This window comes from Salinicola avicenniae (assembly GCF_023736115.1).
Classification (GTDB): domain Bacteria; phylum Pseudomonadota; class Gammaproteobacteria; order Pseudomonadales; family Halomonadaceae; genus Salinicola; species Salinicola avicenniae.
Map to the genome: position 1 here is coordinate 40,263 of NZ_JAKQZC010000003.1, position 18,304 is coordinate 58,566.

The following is an 18,304-nucleotide window of genomic DNA, read 5'->3' on the forward strand; positions in this document are numbered from 1 at the left end:
TAGTGTCATGCTTTCGCCTCCTGCGTGGATGCCGTGTGCGATGGGGCCTGCGGCGGCCGAGGGCGGAACAGGCGCAGGCGATTGGCGTTGCTGACCACCGTGACCGACGACAGCGACATCGCCAGCGCGGCGAGCATCGGTGACAGCAGCATGCCGGTGAGCGGGTAGAGCACGCCGGCGGCGATCGGAATCCCCAGCGCGTTGTAGCCGAAGGCACCCCAGAGGTTCTGCTTGATGTTGGCCAGCGTCGCCCGGCTGATGGCGATGGCATCGCCGACACCATGCAGCGAGTTGCGCATCAGGGTGATGCCGGCGCTTTCGATGGCGACATCGGTCCCCTGGCCGATGGCGAAGCCGACCTCGGCGCGCGCCAAGGCCGGCGCATCGTTGATGCCGTCACCGACCATGCCGACCGTCTCGCCTTGGCGTTGCAGCTCGGCGATGGCGTTCTGCTTCTCTTCCGGCATCAGTTCGGCCCGCACTTCGTCGATACCGGCTTCGCGAGCGATTGCCTCGGCGGCGGCCTGGCTGTCGCCGCTGAGCATGACCACCGTCAATCCTTCTGCCTGGAGCCGGGCGATGGCTTCACGGCTGTCGTCGCGCAGGGCATCGCGTACGCCGAAGAGCGCGGCGAGGCGGTCGTCGATCGCCAGGTAAATCACGCTGGCGGCGCGAGCCTGCCACGCCTCCGCCGTCTCCTGCGCCGTAGCCAGATCGACGTCGTGCTCGCGCATCAGCGCGGCGTTGCCGAGTCGCACGGTGCGTCCATCCTCGAGCACGGCGCTGACGCCGCGCCCGGTCAGGCTCTCGAAGTCGTGGATCGTCGCGGCGTCGACCGTGTCGCCGATGTGGGTCAGCAGGGCGCTGGCCAGGGGATGCTCGGAGCCGCGCTCCAACGCGGCGACGATGCCGTGCACCTGGGCTTCTTCCTGCCAGTAGCGGCTGTCGGTCACGCGCGGTTTGCCCTCCGTGAGCGTGCCGGTCTTGTCGACCACCAGCGTGGTCAACTGGCTGGCCGTCTGCAGGGCTTCGCCATCGCGGATCAGGATGCCGTACTCGGCGGCCTTGCCGATCCCGATCATGGTCGAGATCGGTGTGGCCAGACCCAGCGCGCAAGGGCAGGCGATGATCAGCACGGTCGTGGCGGCGACCAGCATGTGCACCAGCTGCGGCGCCGGGCCGACATTCAGCCAGACCAGCGCGGTGATCACGGCGATGATCATGACGCTGGGGACGAAGATCGCCGAGACCTTGTCCGCCAGGGCGCCGATCGGCGGTCTCGACTCCTGGGCGCGGGAGACCTGGTCGACGATCCGACCCAGGCGAGTCTCGTCACCGACATGCGTCGTGCGGTAGACCAGCCCGCCGCGGCCGTTGACGGTACCGGCGCTGACGCGATCGCCCACGGCCTTGCGTACCGGATCGGGCTCGCCGGTGAGCATCGATTCGTCGATGTAGCTTTCGCCCTCTTCGACGTCGCCGTCCACCGGCAGGCGTTCGCCGGGGCGGACGCGAATGCGATCGTCGACCTGGACCCGGTCGATCTCGACATCCCGCTCGCCGTCGGCGGTGATGACCCGTGCGGTCGGGCTCTGCAGGTCGAGCAAGCGCGACAGGGCCTGGCTGGTCCGGCCGCGGGCCTTGAGTTCCAGCGTCTGACCGATGCCGATCAGACCGATGATCATCAGCGAGGCCTCGAAGTAGAGGTGACGCGAAGCCTCGGGAATCGCGCCCGGAAACAGCAGCACGGCCATCGAATAGAGCCAGGCCGCGGCACTGCCGAGCGCGATCAGCGTATCCATGTTGGCCTGATGGTGGCGAAAGGCTTTCCAGGCGCCGTCGAAGAAACGTCGGCCGGCGGTTGCCAGCACGCCTAGCGTGGCCAGCCCCAGCGCGACCCAGAGCCAGCGCTCGCCGCCGGCGATACGCGGCTCGTGGAAGAACATCGCCAGCATCATGGGAACGCCGAGCGCCAGACTGACGGCGGATTCGATGGCGTGGCGCCTGGCCTGCGCTGTCGCATTGCGCTGGCGCTTTTCGCTCGCCTGGCGCAGATCCTCGATCGGTTCCGCGCCGTAGCCGACGCTTTCGACGGCGGCGACCAGCTCGGCAGTGGCGACGTTGCCGGTCACCTGCGCTGTCTCGCTGCCGAAGTTGACCTGCGCGCGCTCGACCCCCGGTGTTTGTGCCAGCGCCTTTTGCACGGTATTGACGCAGCCGGCGCAGGTCATGCCCTGGATCGAAAGCCGGATCAGGCTGGTGTCGCGTTCGGTGTCCTCGGCCGGCGGTGTCTGGTGATCGCCCGCCCCCTCAGGCGCCGCCGTCGTCTCGGCTAACACCTCCTGTGCTTCACTTTCTGCTTGTTCACCTTCAACATCTTCTTCATCTTCCATGCGAGGCGGATAGCCGGCCGCCTTTAGCCGTTCTTCCAGTGCCGTGCGCGTCAGGGTCGAGGTGACCTGAAGACGATGACGAGACGGGTCGCCCTCGACCGTGGCGGTGTCATCCTCGTCCTGTATCGCGCTGCGCAGGCGATTGACGCAGCCCTGACAGTGCATGGCCGGAATCTCGAAGCTCTCGTCGTGATGTCGCGATGCGGTGTGATTCGGGACCGGCGTCGGCGGATAGCCGGCGTCGATGAGTACTGCCTCCAGTGCCGGCGCCGCCAGCGAAGTGCTCACCGTCAACGTGTGCGCCGTGGGTTCGGCGTCTATGTGTGCCTGGTTATCGGCGCTCTCGATGGCTCTGCGAATCGTGGCGACACAGCCTTGGCAGTGCATGGCCTCGACGGTGTAGTGATAGCGGTTCAAGCCTTCCTCCCGGCGTGGCAGCCTCCGTTGGCAGGGGCCGTCGGGCAGATGCCCTCGGTCGGTGTATGTTCGATCAGGCGGCAGATGCTGTGTCCGTCCGGTGTGCCGTCGGGCAGCTGAGCCCAGTCGCGCATGGCGTGCTCCATGCGGTCCGCCAGCGCCTGCAGTTCGCGAATGCGAGCGTGAATTTGAGGTAGGCGCGCTGCCAGCAGGTCGCGCACCAGCGGACAGGGGGAATCGCCCTGATCGGCCTGCGCGAGGATGTCGGCGATCTCCTTGAGGCTGAAACCGAGAGTCCTGGCGCGCTGAATGAAGCGCAGCCGTTCCAGGTCGCGCGCGCCGAACAGCTGGTAACCGTTATCCGGATCCCGCTGCGGCGTCAGCAGCCCCTGCCGCGTGTAATGGCGTACGGTTTCTGCCGTGACGCCGGCCGCCTTGGCCAGTTCGGACACCTTCATGGATGCCTCCTCGCGCTATCGTGTGATTAGCCTAGAACCTATGTGTAACACCTAGGTCAAGCTCGCGGGAAGCCGGCATAACGTTGTTCCACCTAAGATGCATAGCGTTTGGTATTACGACCAAAGAGAGACCCAAAAAGCGATTAAAACGACCGTTTGCCAATTGACGCTAATCCCCCGTTCCGTCACAACGGAAGGCGAAAAGTCGGGCCATGATTCATGCGTGACGGGGCTCGTAAAACAGAGACATGCCGCTGTAGGCGAAAGGGTGACTCGACCGACAGCGGACTCGTGCCAGGGGATACCACCATGCCATATCGATACCATCGTCTGTCGTTCGCCATTGCCGTCGCCGCTCTAGGCGCGGCAGCCTCCGGGCCCGTTCTGGCGGGTGCCTTCCAACTGCAGGAGCAAAGTGTCAGCGGCCAGGGCAACTCCTGGGCGGGGCGCTCATCCAACGTGCAGGATGCGACCATCGTTTTCAGCAACCCGGCGGGGATGTCGTTTCTCGATCGCGCGCAGCTGACGGGCGGGGTCAACTATATCGACGCCAGTGCCGACATCAGCGACGCTAGCGGGACCCAGGCGACCGCGGCCGGCCCTGTGCCGAGCAGCGGCAGCAACGATGGTGACATGATTCCGCACAAGGCGATTCCCTTCGGCTACTACGTGCAGCCGATCAACGATCGCTGGAGCTTCGGGCTAGGGGTCTATGCCCCCTTCGGTCTGATCACCGACTACGATGACGATTTCCAGGGGCGCTACTTCGGCAATTACAGCGAGGTAGAGGTGATCACGGCGCAGCCGACGCTCTCCTATCGGTTCAACGACAAGTTCGCGATCGGTTTCGGTGTGACCTACAACACCATCAAGGGGGAGCTGGAGAGCAAGACACCGAACCCTGTCAGTCCCACCGCGGCCGGAGATGGGACGGTCAATGTGGAAGGGGATGACGAGGCGTGGGGCTACAATATCGGCCTGATCTACCGACCGGTCGAGTCCACCACGCTGGGGGTGACCTATCGCTCCAAGGTCGATTACACCCTGGATGGCGATATCGATGCTTCCCAGGTCTTCGGCGGTATCAATCCCGGCACCGGCGCACCGGTGTTCCTCGATGCCGAGGGCGATGCGTCTCTCGATATTACGCTGCCGGAGACGATCGACTTCTCGGTCACCCATAAGCTCGATGATCGCTGGACGATCATGGCGGGGGCGACCTACATCCGTTGGAGTCGCTTCGACGAACTGGTTGTGGATAACAATCTCGGCATTCCGGTCGAAGAGCAGCAGGACTACGACGATGCCTGGCAGTACTCGGCCGGGCTCTCCTACCGGGTCAACCCGGAGTGGATCCTGCGTGGCGGCCTGGCCTACGACCAATCACCGATCAGCGATGCGGTGCGCACCGTGCGCGTGCCGACCGCTGACCGTACGCTGGTATCGCTGGGGGCGGGGTGGAGCCCGATGCCCGAGCTGACGATCGATGTCGCCTACAGCTATATCTGGGAGAGCAACGCGCCGATCGAGCAGCAGGATGAGAACGGCAACAGCTATCAGGCCGACTACGACAACTCGCTCAACCTGTTCGGTCTGCAGGCGACCTACCGCTTCTGACTCTCGACCGGGTTCGTCAGGCGGCCCCGGCGTTTGCCGGGGCCTTTTTCGTTCCGAGACTCGGTCACCAGATCACCACGCGCTCCTCCGGCGGCAGATAGAGGGCGTCGCTTGGCGTCACGTCGAAGGCGTCGTACCAGGCGTCCATATTGCGCACGATGCCGTTGACCCGGAACTGCGATGGCGAATGCGGGTCGCTCTGTACCCGGTTGATCATTGCCTCCTCGCGCATCAGGCGCCGCCAGACCTGGCCCCAGGCCAGAAAGAAGCGTTGATCTCCACTGAAGCCGTCGATCATGGGAGCCGGCTCGCCATCGAGCGAGCGGTGATAGGCGCTCAGTGCGATGTTGAGCCCGCCCAGATCGCCGATGTTCTCGCCCATCGTCAGCTGTGGATTCAACGGATAGCCCGGTACGGGCTCGTAAGCGGCGTACTGCTCCCCCAGTCGGGCAGCCAGTACATCGAAACGTTCGGCGTCGGTTGGCGTCCACCAGTCGGTCAGCAGCCCAGAGCCATCGGACTTACGACCCTGGTCATCGAAGCCGTGGCTCATCTCGTGACCGATGACCGAGCCGATACCGCCGTAGTTGACCGCCGGGTCGGCATTCGGATCGAAGAAGGGCGGCTGCAGGATCGCCGCGGGGAAGACGACCTCGTTGCGGGAAGGCGCATAGTAGGCGTTGACCGTCTGGGGGTTCATGAACCACTCGTCGTCATCCACCGGCTTGCCTAGCTTGTCGAGGTCGTCCTGCCAGTGCCAGCGTCGGGCCTCGCCGATATCGCCATAGAGGTTATCGGGGTCGATGGTCATGCCGGCATAGGTTTCCCACTTCTCGGGATAGGCGATCTTCGCGGTAAAGGCATCGAGCTTGTCGAGCGCCCGCGCCCGCGTGGTATCGGTCATCCAACCGACCTGATTGACGAGCCGGTCGCGATAAGCATCCTCCAGATTGGTGACCAGTGTCTCCATCTGCTGCTTGGCACTCGGCGGGAAGTGCAGCATCACGTAGAGTTTGCCCGCCGCCTGCCCGAGCTGTTCGTTGATCAGTGCCACGCCACGCTTCCAGCGTTCGCGCTGCTGCGGCTGGCCGGAGAGCTGCTGGCCGTGGAAGGCGAAGTGCGCCTCGGAGAGATCGCGGGCGAGATAGGGGGCATTGGCATCGAGCAGGCGGAAGCGGGTGTAGGCCTTGAGCGTCGAGAGCGGCGTCTCGTCGTAGAGACGAGCGAGATCGCGAATGGCGCTGTTTTCGGTCAGCACTAGCGTCTCCTGCCCGGCGAGGCCGCCATCCTCGAGCCACGTCTGCCAGGGAAACCCGGGGGCGTACTCGGTGAGCTGGTCGGCACGCAACGGGTTGTGGGTACGGTCGCGATCGCGCTGCTCGGCAGGCGCCCACTCGACTTTCGCCGCCGCCGTCTCGAACGCCAGAATCCGGCGGGCGCTGTCGTGCGGCGCCGATTGTCCGGTCAGCGTCAGCAGCGTAGCAATATAGTCGGTATAGGCGGTACGTAGCGCCTGAAAGCGCGCCTCGTCATTGAGGTAGTAGCCACGGGTTGGCAGGACCAGCGGCAGTTGAGAGAGATAGGTCACGTAGCGGTCGGGCGCCTTGGCATCGATGTCGATCGCCGGTACGGCGATGCTCGGCACCCCAAGCCGGCTGTCGGCGGTGAATCGCGCCAGTTCGGCCTTGTTGTCAATCGCGGCCAGCCTCGTCAGGGCCGGTGTCAGCGGCGACAAGCCCCTGGCTTCGATGGCGTCCTCGTTCATCCAGGCGTGGTAAAGATCTCCCAGCCGCTGCTGGGGTGAGTCAGGTGGGGTTGCGGCACCGTCGAGCTGCTCGAGGATGTCGTGTACCTGGGCCTCGGCGCGCTCGGCGAGTTCGGTGAAGGCGCCGTAGTTGTCGCGATCGGCGGGAATCTCGTGGGTCGCCAGCCAATGGCCGTTGACGTGGTGATAGAAGTCGTCGCCGGGCGCGACGCCGGTATCGCGGGCGTCGAGCTCGACCCCCCAGTGACCGAGCGTCGCGGCGTTCGGAAGCGGGGATGATGACGAGGCCGCGTCGACGGCTGGCGCCTGCGTAGCCATGGCCAGGGCAATGGCGAGGGTGACGCGGGGCGTTCGAATCAATCCGATAGTCATGCTACCTCGAGTCCGGAAGACGGATGAAAAAAGCCGCTGCGAATCGCAGCGGCAATCGATCGAGCGTTCAGCGGTCATGATCGCGAATCGTGCTCAGAAGGTGTAGTTGAAGCGGGCGTAGATCGTACGACCCAAGGCATCGGCGTAGCGCGCATCGTAGCCGCTCTGGCCGACCTCCGGCTGGTTGGAGAAGGGCGGGTCGCGGTCGAACAGGTTCTTGACGCCGAGCGTGACGCGCGGGCCGGCGGTAAAGGTGTAGGCGCCGAGCACATCCCAGGTCGTGTAGGAGCCGACCTCGGCGTGGGTTTCGGGCTCGTAGTCGTCGTAGCCACTCATGTAGTGATTGACCACACCCGCGCCCCAATGGCCCTTGCTCCAGTTGAAGGTCAGCTTGTGCTTCCAGCGGAAGATGTTGCCGTAACCGCTGCGGTAGTGGCCGACATTGCTCACGTAGTCGCCATCCGGAGACTCCTGGAAATCGTAGCGGTCGACATAGGTGCCGGTATAGCCGAGCGTGAACATGCCGTACGTGGTCGGCAGACGATAGTTGGCGGAAACATCGACCCCATTGGTTTTGGTCTTGCCCAGGTTCTGGTTCTGTACCGGGATATAGTCGATGGAGCCGTCATCGTTGCGCACGATGGAAGCCGGGTTGTTATCGATGACGTAGGCGGAGGTCGGCGTGGCAACTTCACTCTCGATTTCCACCCACCAGAAGTCGAGCCCGGCGGAGAAGCTCTGGAAGGGTTGATAGACGAAGCCGAGCGTCCAGTTCTTGGCCTCTTCCGGCTCAAGATCTTCGTTGCCGCCCTGCTGTTCCTGAAACTGGGTATTGCAGTCGCGGGTTGCCACGCCGCCGTTGGCAGGGGTGCCGCCGGGGCAGAGAACGGGATCGCTCAACCCGCTGGGTGAGTAGGTCAACTGCGCAGGGTCGTAGAGCTCGTAGAGCGACGGCGCGCGGAACCCTTCGCTGTAGGCGCCGCGCACCAGCAACTGCCGGACCGGCTGCCAGCGGAAGGAGATCTTGGGGTTGGTGGTATCGCCGACGTCGCTGTAGTCGTCGTAGCGTACGGCGGCGGTCACTTCCAGACCTTCGACGATCGGTACGTTCAACTCGCCGTAGACGCCTTTGACGTCCCGATCCTCGTCGACCGAGGCATCCGGGGAGAGCCCACCGCTGGTTGCGCGGGCGGCAACATCCGGATCGGTCTCGAGCTGCAGGCGCTCGTGACGATAGTCGGCACCGAGGGCAAAGGCCGAGGCGCCGGCGCCAAACCAGTCGCCGATCTCGCGGCTGATCTTGCCGTCCCAGGCGTAGACGTCATTCTGGGCCGACCACACCAGCCCGCTCGCCTCGGCATCGGCGAGCGCCTGCAGGCCGGCATCGGTCAACGGGTCGGTGGAAAAGGGATCGATCAGGCCGTTGTTGAAGGCGTCTTCCAGGTCGTCATCCGAGAGGTAGCCACTACGGTAGTTGAGGTCGGTGTCGCTGCGATTCCAGGAGACGGCGCTGTCGTAGTTGAAGCCGGAAACATCACCGGTGAAATCCAGCACCAGGCGTTTGGCGTCGATGGTGCTGTCGGTCACGCGTGGGCCGGCCGGGATGCCGCGCCAGCGCACGTCGACCGGCTGGGTCGGATCGAGCGCCGGGTCATCCGGATAGAAGGGCGTGCCGGGCTGGATCTGTGGGGCCTCGGAGGTCGGAGAGGGCGCCGAGAGCGAGGTGTTCTTGTTGCGCGACCAGAGAAACGAGAGCGAGGCGGTGTGATGTTCCGCCAGCTTGGCAGCAGCGCGCGTGTAGAGCGAGGTGGTTTCGGTCTCCTGCTGGATCTGGCCGTAGCGGCCGTAGTCGTAGGAGCAGGTGCCGCCACCGGTGTCGATCAGACCCTCGCCCTCGCAACCTTCGGCGGCCAGCGGGTTGCCCGAGAGGTCGCCTTGGTAGTAGTTGGCCGGGTAGGCAAAGGAAGAGGCCGAGTAGATACCGCTGCCCGGGTCGTAGACGCTGCGAATATTGCTGCGGTCGGTGTAGTCGACGTCGTCCTGACTGCGATAGCTGATCGAACCCATGACATTGAAGCCGTCGTCCTCGAGGTCACCGTTGCCCCAGGTCGCGCTGAGATCGCCGGTATCGCCACCGCCGCTGTGTGTGGGTGCCTCGTAGCCGAAGTCGACGCTACCGCCGGACAGATTCTTCTTGGTGATGAAGTTGATCACGCCGCCAATGGCATCGGTGCCGTAGATCGCAGATGCCCCATCGCGCAGCACCTCCACCCGTTCGATGGCCCCGAAGGGGATCGAATTCAGATCGACGGCGCCGCCGTCGAGCGAGTTGTTGGCAAGCCGCCGGCCGTTCAGCAATACCAGCGTCTTGTCGGTACCGATGCCGCGCAAGTTGGCGAAGCTGGCGCCGCCGGTAATTTCCGCCCCTGTACCGCGACCGGCGCCGTAGCCGGTATCGTTGGAGCTGAGTTCGGCGACCAGCTGTTCGGTCGAGGTGATGCCTTGTTCGCGGATCTCCTCAGCCTGGAGGATCGTCACCGGCACGGCGGTTTCGGCATCCGTTCTGGCGATAGCGGAGCCGGTGACCTCGACGCGGCCAAGATCCTGTGTCGGAACTGCCGCCGGAGCCGCTGCCGTCGCTGCGGCTGCGGGTGCCGCCGCCGCAGGAGCTGCCGGTTCGGCCGGTGCCGCGGCGGCGGGGGCTGCGATGTCGTCGGTAGCGCCGGCCGGCGGGGCCACATAGTCATCGTCACTCTGCTGGGCCAATACCGCCGTGCTGGCGCTCAGCAGGGCGAAGGTCGAGGCCACCAGCGACAGTTTCAGCCACGGCTGTGGACGGGAGACGGCTCTCCCGGGGACTAATTTCAGACAAGGGGTTCCCGCGAGATGCTCGGCATCTCGAAATTTTGTCGTTCTCATTGGTGTTCCTTGAATAGCGGTTTCTAGTCTTTAAAAGTCGAAGCTACTGTTTGGATAACGCGCTTTATCGAGTGCATTGTGTTTGTTTGGCCCGTGTTACCGCGCGGCGCTTGTCGCTCCCTCCCCTATGGTGTGGCCGCGTCCTGTCGCGGCAATGAATGAGCCTGAGCTGGCTGAGCGTTCGACCTACTGCTGGGTCAGCACGGCGACCTTCTGAATGCCGGATCGCTCCAGGGCGGCCATGGCCTTGGCGACCGTGCCATATTCCACCCCCTCGTCCGCTTGCAGCTGCACGGCCTGCTCGGGGTTCTCCTCGTGAGCCGCCACCAAGGCTTCCTCTAGCGCCTCGACACTGTAGGTTTCCTTGCCGATGTAGTAGGCGCCCTCGGCATCGACGCTCACGACCATCGGCTCTTCGGTGTCCGGCAGCGCGACGGCGCCGGTTTCGGGTAGGTTGACGTGGACCGCGTTGGTCATCAGCGGCGCGGTGACAATAAACACGACCAGCAGCACCAGCATGACGTCGACCAGCGGTGTCACGTTCATCTCACTGAGTACTTCATCGTCATCGTGATTGGAAAAGGCCATCTCTCTTACCTCTCGTGGGGTAACGGAAACGCGGCATGAAGCAGATCTTCAGCTCATGGCAGGCGAGGGCGTGTGGATCGATTCGGCGACAGCGACCTGACGCTGGCTCTGGAACGCGTGCTGCTGGGCGAGGCTGTAGAAGTCGTTCGCAAAGTCGTCCATCAGCGAGACGGCGAGCTTGAGACGGCGGGTGAAGTAGTTGTAGACGAGCACCGCCGGGACCGCGACGGCGATACCTACACCGGTCGCGATCAAGGCATGGCCGATGGGGCCGGCCACGGTATCGAGCCCGGCTTCGCCGGTTTCGCCGATGGTGATCAGGGCCTCCATGATGCCCCAGACCGTGCCAAACAGGCCGATGAACGGCGAGGTACTGCCAATACTGGCAAGAATCGCCAGGCCGCCCTCCAGGGAGCGCCGCTCGCGTTGAATCTGCTGGCGCAGGCTGCGTTCCAGGCGGTCGGAGCGATTGATCTTCTGCGCCAGTTCCTGATTGCCGGGGGCGATATCCCGGCCGGTAATGACGGCAAAACCCGACCGGGCGATGGCAGCCATGGTGCCGGTGCGGTTTTCACTGATGGATTCGCCTTCCTCCATGCTCCGGGCCTCCCAGAAAAGCTTCTGGAAGCGCTTGTTTTCAGTACGGTCTCTGGCGAACTGCAGACCCTTTATCAGCAAAATGGCCCAGGTCACAATCGAAAATCCGATCAGTGCCCAGAGCACGGTCGGGACAATCATCGCGGTCATGTCATTGTTCTCTATCATCGGAAGTTCCTCGTGAATAACGTCGAATCGTTGGTTGTCGCCAGCTTGCTTGGCATCAATTGGGAAGTTGGAAGGCAATGGTCTGCAGCGCCCATCCCCGGATGGGTGTATCGCCTCGACGGGCCGGTCTGAACTTCCAACCCTTGACGGTCTCTACTGCGGCCTCATCGAGTTCGCGATGGCCACTCGACTGCACGATGTCGACCTGGCCGGCGGTGCCGTCCGGCATGACCAGAATCTTCAACTGCACGTTGCCTTCGTAGCCGCGTCGCAGGGCCAGCGATGGGTAGCTCGGCGGCGGATTGCCGAGGCTCTGCATGCCCGATACGGCGGGGGTGACCTGATTGCTCGAAGCTGCTGCGTCGCTCTGGCTGGCCTGTGAGCTGGGGGCACGCTGACTGGGTGCCGATTGCTGTGGCTCCGGCTCCGGCTCCGGCTCCGGCTGTGGTTGGGGCTCCGGCTCTGGCTGAGGTTCGGGCTCCGGCTGAGGCTGAGGTTCCTGCTCTGGCTGAGGCTGAGGTTCGGGCTGAGGCTGAGGCTGAGGTTCGGGCTCCGGCTCGGGTTCGGGTTCGGGTTCGGGCTCTGGCTCTGGCTCTGGTTCCGGTTGAGGCTCGGGTTCGGGAGTCACTTCCTCTTCCGCCGGCATGACGGCGTACTCATCGACAACCGGTGTCTCCTGGACCTGGGGTGGCGGGACTGGCTGCGGTGGCGGCGGTGGAGGGGCCGCACTCAAGGTCACCGTCACTTGAGAGGGCGACGACGCCTGGTTGGGCAGCACCGCCGCGTCGACCAGCGGCTGACGATTGAATGACCACCACAGCAGGCCGTGAATCATGACCGATACCACGATCAGCACCATGACTTCAGGGCGTGAAATCGAGCGGCGGTGCCGGTCTCGGATCGATGGCTGAAAAGAGAGATTCTCGATGGCTGACATGGGAGCTCTATCGTTGTCATGGCAAGTCTTCTCGCCCTGGTCATCCAGAGCGCTCGCGTGGTGACTATGCGCAGCAACCAATGTGCCAATATCGACAAACTCCAAGACATATCTTCAGCGCCTTGTCGGCAAGGAAGCGTCAGTTACTGGGTTGCGATGGTGTCTGCGGTGGGAGGTTTCAATACTTCTCTTGGATTTGTAGATAATTTCTTTGTTTATCGTTTTTTGTAGTTATTATCGCTTTTTGTTGATAGAGGGAATGCATGGGGTGAAAGAGAAAATGAATGAAGTTTTCAGGGTTTTATTGTGAGTTTTTGTATGCCTCGGGCGGGGCTTTTTGAGAGTGGTAGGTAAGGGATATCAATGCCCTTTTTGTGGTCGAATAAGGTGCGTTATTTAAAGGATGGGCAAAAATAACGCATGCAATATTTATATGACGTTATAGAGTTTTTGCAGGTGGCATAGTGCCGATAAAAAAGCGTCTCCTAAGAGACGCTTTTTGGCGATTGGCGAGGATCTTTACCTGGGCCGCTCAGCGTTCGTCCAGCAAGTCTTCGGCTTGGTCCATGAGGGCGTTCATGCGGGCGATCAGTGCGTCGTAGGGTGCCGAGGTCGCCAGATCGACGCCCGCCGCGCTCAGTAAGGTATATCCGCTCTTGGCCCCGCCCTGAGCCAGAACATTGAGATAGGGGCCCCGCCAGCGTGCCGGGTCACGCTCGAGACGTTCGGCGAACAGGCTGGCCGCCGCGATCGAGGTCGCATACTGGTAGACATAGAAGTCGTAATAGAAGTGCGGCACGTAAGCCCATTCGGCGTAGTTATGCTCGTCGATCTCCATGATGCCCTCGTCAACGCCGTAGTACTGGCGCAGGATTCGACCATAGAGCTCAGTCAGTCGCGCACCGGAGAGCTGCTCGCCCTGCTCGGCGGCTTCATGGATCGTCAGCTCGAACTCGGCAAACTGCGCCTGGCGGAAAAAGGTGCCGCGCAGCGCTTCCAGGGCCTGGCCGATGTAGAAGAGCTTCTCCTCCGAGCTGGCCGACTGTTCGATCATGCGGTCGACCAGCAGCTGTTCGTTGGTGGTCGAGGCAACTTCGGCGGTGAAGATCGGATAATCCGCGGTAGAAAAGGGCTGCGACTCGTTGGCCAACCGGCTGTGGATACCGTGCCCCCACTCGTGGGCGTAAGTCGACACATCGCTGTAGCGGCCGTTGAAGTTCATCAGGACGTAGGGATGGACATCATAGGCCGAGCCGTTCATGTAGGCACCGGAACGCTTGCCCCGGCTTGGATAGGCACTGGTCCAGGGTGAGCGAGTGGCCTCGTCGAGCAGGTCGGCATAGTGCTCGCCCAGTGGACGAGTGGCTTCCCGTGTCAGACGACGCGCGTCATCCAGGCTGAACTCGCGGTCGAGCGTGACCAGCGGGGGATAGAGGTCGTAGTCGTGTAGCGAGTCGACATTCAGCAGGCGCTGGCGCAGGGCGAGATAGCGGTGGAGCGTATCCAAATGCTCATGCGTGGATTCGAGCAACTGATGATAGACCGCTGTCGGGATGTCGTCCCGGGAGAGGGCTGCCGCCATGGCGCTGTCATAGTGGTGGAGGTCGGCATTGGTAACGTGCGCCTGCACCTGGGCATTGAGCAGCGAGCCAAGGCTGGCGGTGTAGCGCTGCCAGACCGGCCAGTAGGCCTCGAAGACCCGTCGGCGGATATTCCGGTCGCTGGACTCTCGCCAGCGGCTGTAGCCTGCGGCATCCAGCGTGACTTCCTGGTTGTTCAGGGTCAGCACGGGCCAGTCGATATCCGAATTGGCGAGCAGGGCGTAGGGTGTTTCGTGACTCATGACCGGCGCCAGCGCGGCCAGCGCCGATTCCGTCTGGGCCGAAAGCGTATGCGGCGCTTCGCGAATCACATTCTCCAGAAACCGACGGTGCTCCCGCAGCGCGGGGTCGTCCAGCCACGCCATCAGGGTGTCACGATCCATGGCGATCAGTGCCGGGCGCAGATAGCCAATGGCGGATTCGAAATTGGCCTCGAGGCGCTCGGCCCGGGCACGACGCGCCTGCGCCTCGGCGTTGCGTAGGTCCTCGTCCGCCTGCAGTGAGGCATAGGTGTCGAGGCGCTGCGTCGCTTTCTCTATGGCACGGATGGTATCCAGTGCGTTCGCCAGCGCCGTCGGGCTGTCGGTCAGGGTCGCCCGGTAATCGTCGAGACCGTCGATATGCGTCTCTAGCGTTTCCCGTGCCTGTTGCCAGGCCGGAAGGGAGGGATAGAGATCGGTGAGGCGCCAGCGACCGTGCTCGGCGGAGGGCGCGTCTGTCTGCGCGATGGCCGTCGTCGGCAGGGCCAGCGAAGCACCAGCCCACAGGATGGCCAGCGCCAGCGAGGTGTGCAGGTGGCGATTGCGTACCGCTTTCCGGATAGGGGAGACAGGCAAGATCACACGGGCCTCTCGAGTCAGGTTGTTGTTGTGGACAGGATTGGCACGACGCCATCGATCAGGCGGCAACCTCTTCGTTTTCCAGAAACGCGGCCTTGAGCAGTGCTCGGGTATAGGGCTCGGCCGGTTCAGTGAAAATCGTCTCCGCTGGGCCCTGCTCGATGACTCGCCCCTCCTTCATCACCAGGACATGGTCGGACAGCGCGCGGACCACCGACAGGTCATGGCTGATAAAGAGATAGGTAAGCCCATACTTCTGCTGCAGGTTGCGCAGCAGGTCGATGACGCGCACCTGAACGGAGCGATCGAGCGCGGAGGTCGGTTCATCGAGCAGCAGCAGCTCCGGTTTCAGGATCAGCGCACGGGCAATCGCGATCCGCTGGCGCTGGCCGCCGGAGAATTCGTGCGGATAGCGATTACGCATGGCCGGATCGAGGGCGACCTCTTCGAGGGCGGCGATCACTTCGGCCTCGCGTTGGCGACGATTCAATTCGGGATGATGGACCTTGAGACCTTCGCTGATGATGTCGCCGACGGTCATGCGCGGCGACAGCGAGCCGAACGGGTCCTGGAACACCACCTGAAGCTTTGAGCGCAGCGGGCGCATGCCGGACTTGTCGAGCGCCGAGATATCGCTCTCCTCGAAGCGGATATCTCCCTCGGATTCCAAGAGCCTCAGCAGCGCGCGCCCGAGCGTCGACTTGCCCGAGCCGGACTCGCCGACGATCCCGAGCGTCTCGCCTCGCCTGATGGTGAGATCGATACCGCGCACCGCCTCGAAATAGGCGTTGCCGCCGAACAGGCGTCGATGGGTCACGAAGCGGACTTTCACATCGCGTGCCGAGAGCATGACCGGGGCATCCGCCGGTGCCGGCGCCTTGCGTCCGCGGGGAATGGCATCGAGCAGCATGCGGGTGTAATCGTGCTGCGGGGCGTCGAAGACGTCGACGGTGCGGCCGCTCTCGACCACCTCGCCCTGGCGCATCACCGCCACGTGATCGGCGAAATGCCTGACGATGCTGAGATCGTGGGTGATGAACAGGATCGCCATGCCGTATTGCGTCTGCAGTGACTTGAGCAGATCGAGAATCTGCGCCTGCACGGTGACGTCCAGGGCGGTAGTCGGCTCGTCGGCGATCAGCAGCTTGGGCTCGCAGGCCAGTGCCATGGCGATCATCACGCGCTGGCGCTGACCGCCGGAGAGCTCGTAGGGGTAGCTCGAGAAGCGCCGCTCCGGTTCCGGAATGCCGACCTGTTTCAGCAATTCCAACACGCGCCGGCGGTTGGCGTCGCCCTTGAGCCCCTTGTGCTTGGTCAGCACCTCGCCGATCTGACGGCCGATGCGGTGGAGCGGATTGAGCGAGGTCATCGGCTCCTGGAAAATCATCGAGATGTCGTTGCCGCGTACGCGACGCATGCGCTTGGCGCTGACCTCGAGCAGGTTCTCGCCATTGAATCGAATGGCACCGGTGGTTTCGGCCAGCTCCGGCAGCAGCCGCATCGCGGCGGTCGAGGTGACCGACTTGCCGGAGCCGGACTCGCCGACCAGCGCCAGCGTCTCGCCCTCGGCGATGGAGAAGCTGACATCCTTGACCGCGGTGACCGGGCCGGTGGGGAGCTGAAACGTCACGCTGAGCTTGTCGACGTCGAGCAGGGGTTGAGTCATCGATAAGTCCTTAGCGCGTGCGCGGGTCGAGGGCATCTCTCAGCCCATCGCCCAGAAAGTTGAGACAGAACAGCGTGGCGGCGAGAAAGAACGACGGCACCAGCAGCATCCACGGCGCGCTCTCCATCATGTCGACGCCTTCGGAAATCAGTACACCCCAGCTGGTCAGCGGCTCCTGCACGCCGAGGCCGAGGAACGAGAGAAAACTCTCGAGCAGGATCACCTTCGGCACGGTCAGCGTGACGTAGATGATCACCGGGCCGATGGCGTTGGGGATCAGGTGACGGGTGACGATCTTGGTGTCGCGAACGCCGAGGGCATGGGCGGCCTCGATGAACTCGCGGCGTTTCAGCGCCAGCGTCTGGCCGCGCACGATACGCGCCATGTCGAGCCACTCCACCGCGCCGATGGCGGCATAGATCAGGAAGATGTTGCGGCCGAACACCACCATCAACAGGATCACCAGGAACATGAACGGCAGCGAGTACATGATGTCGACAAAGCGCATCATCAGGTTGTCGACGCGCCCGCCGAGATAGCCGGAGATGGCGCCGTAGAGCACGCCGATCACCAGGCTGACGAGGGACGCGACCAGCGCCACCGAGAGCGAGATGCGGCCGCCGTAAAGCACGCGGGTGAGCAGGTCGCGACCGTTGGCGTCGGTGCCGAGGAAGTGAGCGTTATCGAGTGTCGGGCCGGTGCCGAAGGCGTTCCAGTCGACCTCGGCCAGCCCCCAGGGCAACAGCCAGGGACCGATGACGCAGACCACCACGATCGCGATCAGCAGCGCCAGACTCGCCATGGCGGCGCGGTTCTGGGAAAGACGTCGCCAGGCATCGCGGGCCAGGCTCTCGCCGGCAGGCGCGGCACTGGCCGCCGTTGTCTCTGGTTCTGGTGAGTGCGGCGGGTTCGGGCCGCTGTGAGAGTGCGGCGGATTGGGGCCACCGGCGGGCAGCGGTGCGCCATCGGCATTGTCGCCGCTATAAGGCTTGGATTCAGACGTCATTAGCGGCTACCTCAGTCGTCATAGCGAATTTGGGGATCGAGCGCCGAGTAGAGCAGGTCGACGATCAGGTTCATCAGCACGATCAGCACGCCGTAGAAGACCACGGTGCCCATGACCAGGGTGTAGTCGCGGTTGAGCGCGCCCTGCACGAAGTAGCGGCCGATGCCGGGGATGCCGAAAATCTGCTCGATCACCACGGAGCCGGTGATGATCCCGGCGATGGCGGGGCCGAGATAGGACATGACCGGCAAAAGCGCCGGGCGGATGGCGTGACGGAAGATCACCTCACCCTCGTTAAGGCCCTTGGCGCGAGCGGTGCGGATGAAGTGACTGCCCAGCACCTCGATCATGCTGGCGCGCATCATGCGCGCGATATAGGCGATCTGCTGGATGGAGAGCGCAACGACGGGCAGCACCAGGTTGGGCAGGGCGCCACCGTTCCAGCCGCCGGCCGGCAGCCAGCCCAGCAGCACGCCGAAGACCAGCGCGAAGATCGGCGCCAGCACGAAGTTAGGCACGGCGATGCCGGTCAGCGCGGTCCCCATCACCAGGTAATCGACGGTCGAATTGCGTTTGATCGCGGCGGCAATGCCAAGCGGCAGGCCGATGATCAGCGCCAACAGTATCGCCAGCCCGCCGATCTCGAGGCTCACCGGAAAGCCCTGCATGATCAGCTCGGTGACCGAGAAGTCCTTGTACTTGAACGAGGGGCCGAAATCGCCTTGCAGCAGGTTGCCCATGTAGCGCAGGTACTGCATCGGCAGCGGCTCGTCGAGATGGTAGGCGGCCATCAGGTTAGCCTCGATCTCCGGCGGCAGCTGGCGTTCGCCGTCGAAGGGGCCTCCCGGCGCCACCCGCATCAGGAAGAACGAGATCGTGATCACGATCAGCAGGGTGGGCACGGCCTGCAGCAGGCGCTTGAGGGTGTAGATCAGCATGGCCGGGGCTCTCTTGGTGTTGC

The 18,304-nt window shown here is 63.6% G+C and carries 12 protein-coding genes; 1 reads left to right on the forward strand and 11 read right to left on the reverse strand.

Annotated features, from left to right (window positions below; translation table 11 throughout):
- Nucleotides 1–5: 5 nt before the first annotated feature.
- Nucleotides 6–2,810, reverse strand: a complete 2,805-nt coding sequence (locus MC381_RS06700; protein ID WP_335342012.1) for a heavy metal translocating P-type ATPase — start codon at nt 2,808–2,810, stop codon at nt 6–8.
- A complete protein-coding gene (locus tag MC381_RS06705; RefSeq protein ID WP_251976967.1) occupies nt 2,807–3,268 on the reverse strand; it encodes a MerR family transcriptional regulator in 462 nt (153 codons plus the stop codon). The genes MC381_RS06700 and MC381_RS06705 overlap by 4 nt, the downstream gene beginning before the upstream one ends.
- Nucleotides 3,269–3,577: 309 nt before the next feature.
- On the opposite strand from MC381_RS06705, the gene MC381_RS06710 reads away from it, so the two are divergent.
- Nucleotides 3,578–4,885 (forward strand): OmpP1/FadL family transporter, encoded by a 1,308-nt coding sequence (locus MC381_RS06710; protein ID WP_251976968.1) that lies wholly within the window; start codon nt 3,578–3,580, stop codon nt 4,883–4,885.
- A 64-nt stretch (nt 4,886–4,949) separates the two neighbouring features.
- Here MC381_RS06710 and MC381_RS06715 read toward each other — a convergent pair whose 3' ends face one another.
- The 9 genes from MC381_RS06715 to oppB form a co-directional block, all read right to left on the reverse strand.
- On the reverse strand, nt 4,950–7,022 hold the full coding sequence (locus tag MC381_RS06715; RefSeq protein ID WP_251976969.1) for a M13 family metallopeptidase: 2,073 nt from the start codon (nt 7,020–7,022) through the stop codon (nt 4,950–4,952).
- 93 nt (nt 7,023–7,115) lie between these two features.
- A complete protein-coding gene (locus MC381_RS06720; protein ID WP_251976970.1) occupies nt 7,116–9,941 on the reverse strand; it encodes a TonB-dependent receptor in 2,826 nt (941 codons plus the stop codon).
- Nucleotides 9,942–10,127: 186 nt separating this feature from the next.
- The gene (locus MC381_RS06725) at nt 10,128–10,529 is read right to left on the reverse strand and encodes an ExbD/TolR family protein (RefSeq protein ID WP_251976971.1); all 402 of its coding nucleotides are present in this window, start codon (nt 10,527–10,529) and stop codon (nt 10,128–10,130) included.
- A gap of 48 nt (nt 10,530–10,577) precedes the next feature.
- Nucleotides 10,578–11,276, reverse strand: a complete 699-nt coding sequence (locus tag MC381_RS06730) for a MotA/TolQ/ExbB proton channel family protein (protein WP_251976972.1) — start codon at nt 11,274–11,276, stop codon at nt 10,578–10,580.
- A 73-nt stretch (nt 11,277–11,349) separates the two neighbouring features.
- Complete coding sequence (locus tag MC381_RS06735) at nt 11,350–12,231, reverse strand: energy transducer TonB (RefSeq protein ID WP_251976973.1); 882 nt, start codon at nt 12,229–12,231, stop codon at nt 11,350–11,352.
- Nucleotides 12,232–12,763: 532 nt separating this feature from the next.
- On the reverse strand, nt 12,764–14,668 hold the full coding sequence (gene pepF / locus MC381_RS06740) for an oligoendopeptidase F (RefSeq protein ID WP_251976974.1): 1,905 nt from the start codon (nt 14,666–14,668) through the stop codon (nt 12,764–12,766).
- Nucleotides 14,669–14,729: 61 nt separating this feature from the next.
- A complete protein-coding gene (locus MC381_RS06745; protein ID WP_251976975.1) occupies nt 14,730–16,337 on the reverse strand; it encodes an ABC transporter ATP-binding protein in 1,608 nt (535 codons plus the stop codon).
- Between the two features lie 10 nt (nt 16,338–16,347).
- On the reverse strand, nt 16,348–17,343 hold the full coding sequence (locus MC381_RS06750) for an ABC transporter permease (RefSeq protein WP_251976976.1): 996 nt from the start codon (nt 17,341–17,343) through the stop codon (nt 16,348–16,350).
- 11 nt (nt 17,344–17,354) lie between these two features.
- Nucleotides 17,355–18,281, reverse strand: coding sequence for an oligopeptide ABC transporter permease OppB (gene oppB, locus MC381_RS06755; RefSeq protein WP_251976977.1), 927 nt, complete (start codon nt 18,279–18,281; stop codon nt 17,355–17,357).
- Nucleotides 18,282–18,304: the final 23 nt, after the last annotated feature.

Coding starts and splice junctions, on each gene's coding strand:
- MC381_RS06750 (WP_251976976.1), bottom strand. CDS start 17,343: ATGACGTCTGAATCCAAGCCTTATAGCGGCGACAATGCCGATGGCGCA.
- MC381_RS06730 (WP_251976972.1), bottom strand. CDS start 11,276: ATGACCGCGATGATTGTCCCGACCGTGCTCTGGGCACTGATCGGATTT.
- MC381_RS06705 (WP_251976967.1), bottom strand. CDS start 3,268: ATGAAGGTGTCCGAACTGGCCAAGGCGGCCGGCGTCACGGCAGAAACC.
- MC381_RS06725 (WP_251976971.1), bottom strand. CDS start 10,529: ATGGCCTTTTCCAATCACGATGACGATGAAGTACTCAGTGAGATGAAC.
- MC381_RS06720 (WP_251976970.1), bottom strand. CDS start 9,941: ATGAGAACGACAAAATTTCGAGATGCCGAGCATCTCGCGGGAACCCCT.
- MC381_RS06715 (WP_251976969.1), bottom strand. CDS start 7,022: ATGACTATCGGATTGATTCGAACGCCCCGCGTCACCCTCGCCATTGCC.
- MC381_RS06745 (WP_251976975.1), bottom strand. CDS start 16,337: ATGACTCAACCCCTGCTCGACGTCGACAAGCTCAGCGTGACGTTTCAG.
- oppB (WP_251976977.1), bottom strand. CDS start 18,281: ATGCTGATCTACACCCTCAAGCGCCTGCTGCAGGCCGTGCCCACCCTG.
- MC381_RS06710 (WP_251976968.1), top strand. CDS start 3,578: ATGCCATATCGATACCATCGTCTGTCGTTCGCCATTGCCGTCGCCGCT.
- MC381_RS06735 (WP_251976973.1), bottom strand. CDS start 12,231: ATGTCAGCCATCGAGAATCTCTCTTTTCAGCCATCGATCCGAGACCGG.